Origin of the sequence: Sphingomonas sp. Ag1 (assembly GCF_000980895.1) — a bacterium.
Classification (GTDB): Bacteria; Pseudomonadota; Alphaproteobacteria; order Sphingomonadales; family Sphingomonadaceae; genus Sphingomonas; species Sphingomonas panaciterrae.
Map to the genome: position 1 here is coordinate 1 of NZ_LAZX01000047.1, position 4552 is coordinate 4552.

General features: G+C 68.3%; 5 protein-coding genes. All 5 read left to right on the forward strand.

Annotated features, from left to right (window positions below):
• Positions 1 to 572: archaetidylserine decarboxylase (gene asd, locus XM50_RS00585; RefSeq protein ID WP_046406499.1), on the forward strand; the 572-nt coding region annotated here is incomplete at its 5' end.
• Between the two features lie 127 nt (positions 573 to 699).
• Complete coding sequence (locus XM50_RS00590) at positions 700 to 1155, forward strand: MaoC family dehydratase (protein WP_197075251.1); 456 nt, start codon at positions 700 to 702, stop codon at positions 1153 to 1155.
• Between the two features lie 377 nt (positions 1156 to 1532).
• Complete coding sequence (locus XM50_RS00595) at positions 1533 to 1952, forward strand: hypothetical protein (protein ID WP_046406505.1); 420 nt, start codon at positions 1533 to 1535, stop codon at positions 1950 to 1952.
• On the forward strand, positions 1949 to 3229 hold the full coding sequence (locus tag XM50_RS00600; RefSeq protein ID WP_046406500.1) for an efflux RND transporter periplasmic adaptor subunit: 1281 nt from the start codon (positions 1949 to 1951) through the stop codon (positions 3227 to 3229). The genes XM50_RS00595 and XM50_RS00600 overlap by 4 nt, the downstream gene beginning before the upstream one ends.
• A 97-nt stretch (positions 3230 to 3326) precedes the next feature.
• Positions 3327 to 4552: efflux RND transporter permease subunit (locus tag XM50_RS00605; RefSeq protein WP_046406502.1), on the forward strand; the 1226-nt coding region annotated here is incomplete at its 3' end.

A 4552-nucleotide genomic window follows, 5' to 3' on the forward strand; every position in this document is an offset into this window, starting at 1 on the left:
TCGGCGCGATCGACGATCATCATATCGTCCAGGCCAAGGGGCATCGCTTCACCACGACGCAGCTCGTCGGCGGCGACGCGACGCTGGCGGCCGAGTTCCGGCACGGCAGCTTCGCCAATCTCTATCTGTCGCCGAAGGACTATCACCGCCTGCACATGCCGTGCGACGGCCGGCTGGTGCGGATGATCCACGTGCCCGGCGCGCTGTTCTCGGTGAATCCGGTCACCGCACGCGGGGTGCCCAACCTCTTCGCCCGTAATGAGCGCGTGGTGTGCGTGTTCGATTCGGCGCAGCACGGCCGCTTCGTCATGGTGCTGGTCGGGGCAACCATCGTCGGCAGCATGGCGACCGTCTGGCACGGGGTGGTCAATGCCAAGCGCGGGCGGGCCATCTCCGAATGGCGCTATGATGACCAGGACATCGTGCTGAAGCAGGGCGAGGAAATGGGCCGTTTCCTGCTCGGCTCGACGATCGTGATGCTGTTCCGCCCCGGCGTGATCGTCTTCAACCCCGATTGGGCGCCGGAGCGCAGCGTGCGCCTGGGCGAGCGGATGGGCGACCGCCCCGCCTGAGCGCGTCCGGCCAGAGCACGTCCGGGATCGCAATTTTTGCCGCCAATCCACCTTGGCTTGGGGCGTCTGATTGCGCACAGGCACCCGCCCGGGTGCCCGATCGCTGCCCCGGCAACAGAGGAACCCCGTGTTGCGACCGTCGCTGTACCTGAACGACCTTGAGATCGGCCAGCGCTGGGCCGGTGGCCCGATCACGCTCACCGAGGCGGAGATCATCCGCTTCGCCGAGGAATTCGACCCCCAGCCGATGCATGTCGACAAGGAGGCCGCGGCCGCGGGCCGGTTCGGAGGGCTGATCGCCAGCGGCTGGCATGTCGCCTCCCGCGTGATGCGCGATTTCGTCGACACGGCGCCGTTCGGCGACACGCCGATGCTGGGGCTGAAGGTCGATGACCTGCAATGGCGGACGGCCGTGCGCCCGGGCGACGTTCTGTCGATCACGCGCGAGGTGGTCGACATCGCCGTCTCGCGCAGCAAGCCCGACCGCGGCGTGCTGACGATGCGCATGACGGTGACCAATCAGGATGGCGCTGTGGCAATGACCTTCCTGAACCTCATCCAGATGCCGGTCTCCGCAGGCTAAGGCGACGTGCTCAAGCACCAGGGGGCGGTCGGTCCGTCGCTGGTCCGCAAAGGCTGCGACCCGCCACCGACTCCCCTTGCGATAAAAAATACCAATTGGTACAGAAAGCTGCTTGACGCAGCCTGAACCGATTTCTATACCAGTCGGTATCAAAGGGGTGCCACAGGGGCATCCAAGCGAAAGGCCGCACCATGGCTGATTGTCTGACCGGAGTGGTTGGCGCGCGTTAGCAGGCGCCTGCTTCTCCCCCCATTTCACCAATTTCCGGATCGTCGCATCGCCGCTCGTTCAGCGGCGGCGCGATCATGGTCCTTCGTGCGCGCAGCGTCCGACGATCGTCGGCGGCGGCGGGCGCGCGCCCATCAAAGGGGAATATCATGGCCTATATGGCGTTCGACCGGGAGGGCTCGGTCGGCCAACGCGCGGTGTCGGCTGCGGCCGGTCCCGCGTCCAATCCCGTCACCTATCCTGGCGCCGACCGGTCGAACCGGCTTTCCGCGCTCGAATGGTCCGTGGTGGCGCTCGCCCGGCGCGATCGCCCGTCATCGCTGCGCGAGCCGTCCCGGATGTCGCTCGCGCTCGGCAGCCTCTTTGGCCGGCAGGACAATCCCCGCCTCGCCGATCCGCGGCTCGAAGCCTTGCGGCGCACCGCGGTGCTCGCCTGGCATCGCGGCGCCAAGGCGCTGAGCGATGCGGAGAAGGAGGCCTTCACGGCTGCCGGCTTCACCCCTGGGCAATATCGCACCTTGCTCGCCAGCATCGGTGCCGCACGCCTGAACAAGGGCAGATACGCATGAACATGCACAGCAGGATCGACACGGAACAGGCGGCCCCCGTGCCGCGGGCCACGCGCCAGCGGTCACGCTGGCGGACGGGGGCGCTGATCGCGGGCCCGGTACTGGCCGCGACGATCGCCGGCGCGGCGCTCAACCGCGAGCAGCCGGCGCAGGCCGCCCCGCCGCCGCCGACCGTCACGGTCGCGAGCCCGCTCGTCCGCCCGATCAACGAATGGGACAGCTATGTCGGCCGGTTCGAGGCCAGCAAGTCGGTGGAGGTGCGCCCGCGCGTCTCGGGCGCGATCACTGCGGTCCACTTCACCGACGGCGCGATCGTGCGAAAGGGGCAATTGCTCTTCACGCTCGATCAGCGGCCGTTCGCGGCTGCACTGGCCGAGGCGCGCGCCGGGCTGATCAGCGCGCGCAGCGACGTGGAGCTGGCGCGCGCCAACCTCGATCGCGCGCAGCGGCTGGTGGCTGACGAGGCGGTGTCGAAGAGCGACATCGACCAGCTGACCGCCCGTTTGCGCGCCGCCAACGCCGCGCTTGCCGGCGCGGAGGCGCGCGTCCGGGCGCGGGCGCTCGATGTGGAGTTCACGCAGGTGCGCGCGCCGATCGGCGGCCGCGTCTCGGACCGGAAGATCGATCCGGGCAACCTCGTCGCCGGCGGCGACACCAACGGCACGCTGCTGACCACGATCAACGCGCTCGACCCGATCTATTTCACCTTCGACGGTTCCGAGGCGCTGTTCCTCAAGACGAAGCGCGCGCAGGCCGCCGGCACCCCGCCGTCGGACGTGGAGATAAAGCTGCAGGACGAGGGTGATTTCCGCTGGTCCGGGCGGCTCGACTTCACCGACAATGGCCTCGATCCGCGATCGGGCACGATCCGCGGGCGGGCGGTGCTGAACAACCCCGACTTCTTCCTGACGCCGGGCATGTTCGGCAACATGCGGCTGGCGAGCGGCGGGGCCGCGCCAGCGCTGCTGGTGCCGGACGCCGCGGTGCAGACCGACCAGGCACGCAAGACGCTGCTGACGGTGGGCGATGACGGCACGGTTGCCGTCAAGGCGGTTCAGCTCGGGCCGGTGGTGAATGGCCTGCGCGTCGTGCGCAGCGGCATTGCCGCCACCGACCGGGTGGTCATCAGCGGCACGCAGATGGCGATGCCGGGCACCAGGGTTCAGGTGCGCGCCGGCCGGATCGCACCGACGCGCGAGGCGGCGTCCACTGCCGGCAGCGGCGGCGGGATCGGTGCCGGTGCAGTCCCCGGACAGGCGACCTTCGCCGCCCGTTAGCCGTCATTACCCCCGTTCGGGACGAACGGACGCCTGACCCAGCTCGGCCCCACTCGCGGGGCCGATCCCTTCCATCCTCGTTTCCGGGGAGCCTGCCATGCGCCTGTCGCGCTTCTTCATCACCCGCCCGATCTTTGCCGGCGTCATCGCGGTGGTCATCACCATCATCGGCGCGATCGCTTATTGGCAACTGCCCGTCGCGCAATATCCCGACATCGTGCCGCCGACCGTGACGGTGACCGCTACTTATCCGGGCGCCTCGGCAGAAACCGTCGCTGAGACGGTCGCCGCGCCGATCGAGCAGGAAATCAACGGCGTAGACAACATGCTGTACCAGTCGAGCCAGTCGACCGGCGACGGCGTCGTCACCATCACCGTCACCTTCAAGATCGGCACCGACCTCGATGCCGCGCAGGTGCTGGTGCAGAACCGCGTTGCCGTCGCCGTGCCGCGGCTGCCCGAGGAGGTTCAGCGGCTGGGCGTCGTCACGCGCAAGACCTCGCCCGACTTCCTGATGGTGGTGAACCTCATCTCCCCCGACGGGTCGCTCGATCGCGGCTACATCTCCAATTACGCGCTGACGCAGGTGCGCGACAGGCTGGCGCGGATCGACGGCGTCGGTGACGTGCGCCTGTTCGGCAGCCGCGATTACGCCATGCGGGTCTGGATCGATCCCGGCCGCGCCGCCGCGCTGAACCTGACGGCGGGCGACATCGTCTCGGCACTGCGCGCGCAGAACGTGCAGGTCGCCGCCGGCACGCTCGGCCAGCCACCATATGCGCAGGGCAATGCCTTCCAGCTCAACGTCGAGACGCAGGGGCGGCTCGTCGATCCGGCGCAGTTCGCCGACGTGATCGTGCGTACCGATGCCGATGGCCACCAGGTGCGGGTGCGCGACGTCGCCCGGGTCGAGCTTGGCGCGCAGGACTATAATTCGAACACCTACCTCTCGGGCCAGCCGACCGTCATCGCGGCGGTGTTCCAGCGCCCCGGCACCAATGCGCTCGCCGCCGCCGAAAAGGTGACGGCCGAGATGGAGGCGATGGCCAAGTCCTTCCCCAAGGGCCTGGAATATCGCGTGATCTACAACCCGACCGAATTCATCGCGCAATCGGTGGATGCGGTGATCGATACCTTGTTCGAGGCGATGATCCTCGTCGTCCTCGTGATCCTGGTGTTCCTCCAGAAATGGCGCGCGGCGATCATCCCGATCGTGGCGATCCCGGTGTCGCTGGTCGGCACGTTCGCGGTGCTGGCGGCGTTCGGCTATTCGCTCAACACGCTGTCGCTGTTCGGCCTGGTGCTGGCGATCGGCATCGTCGT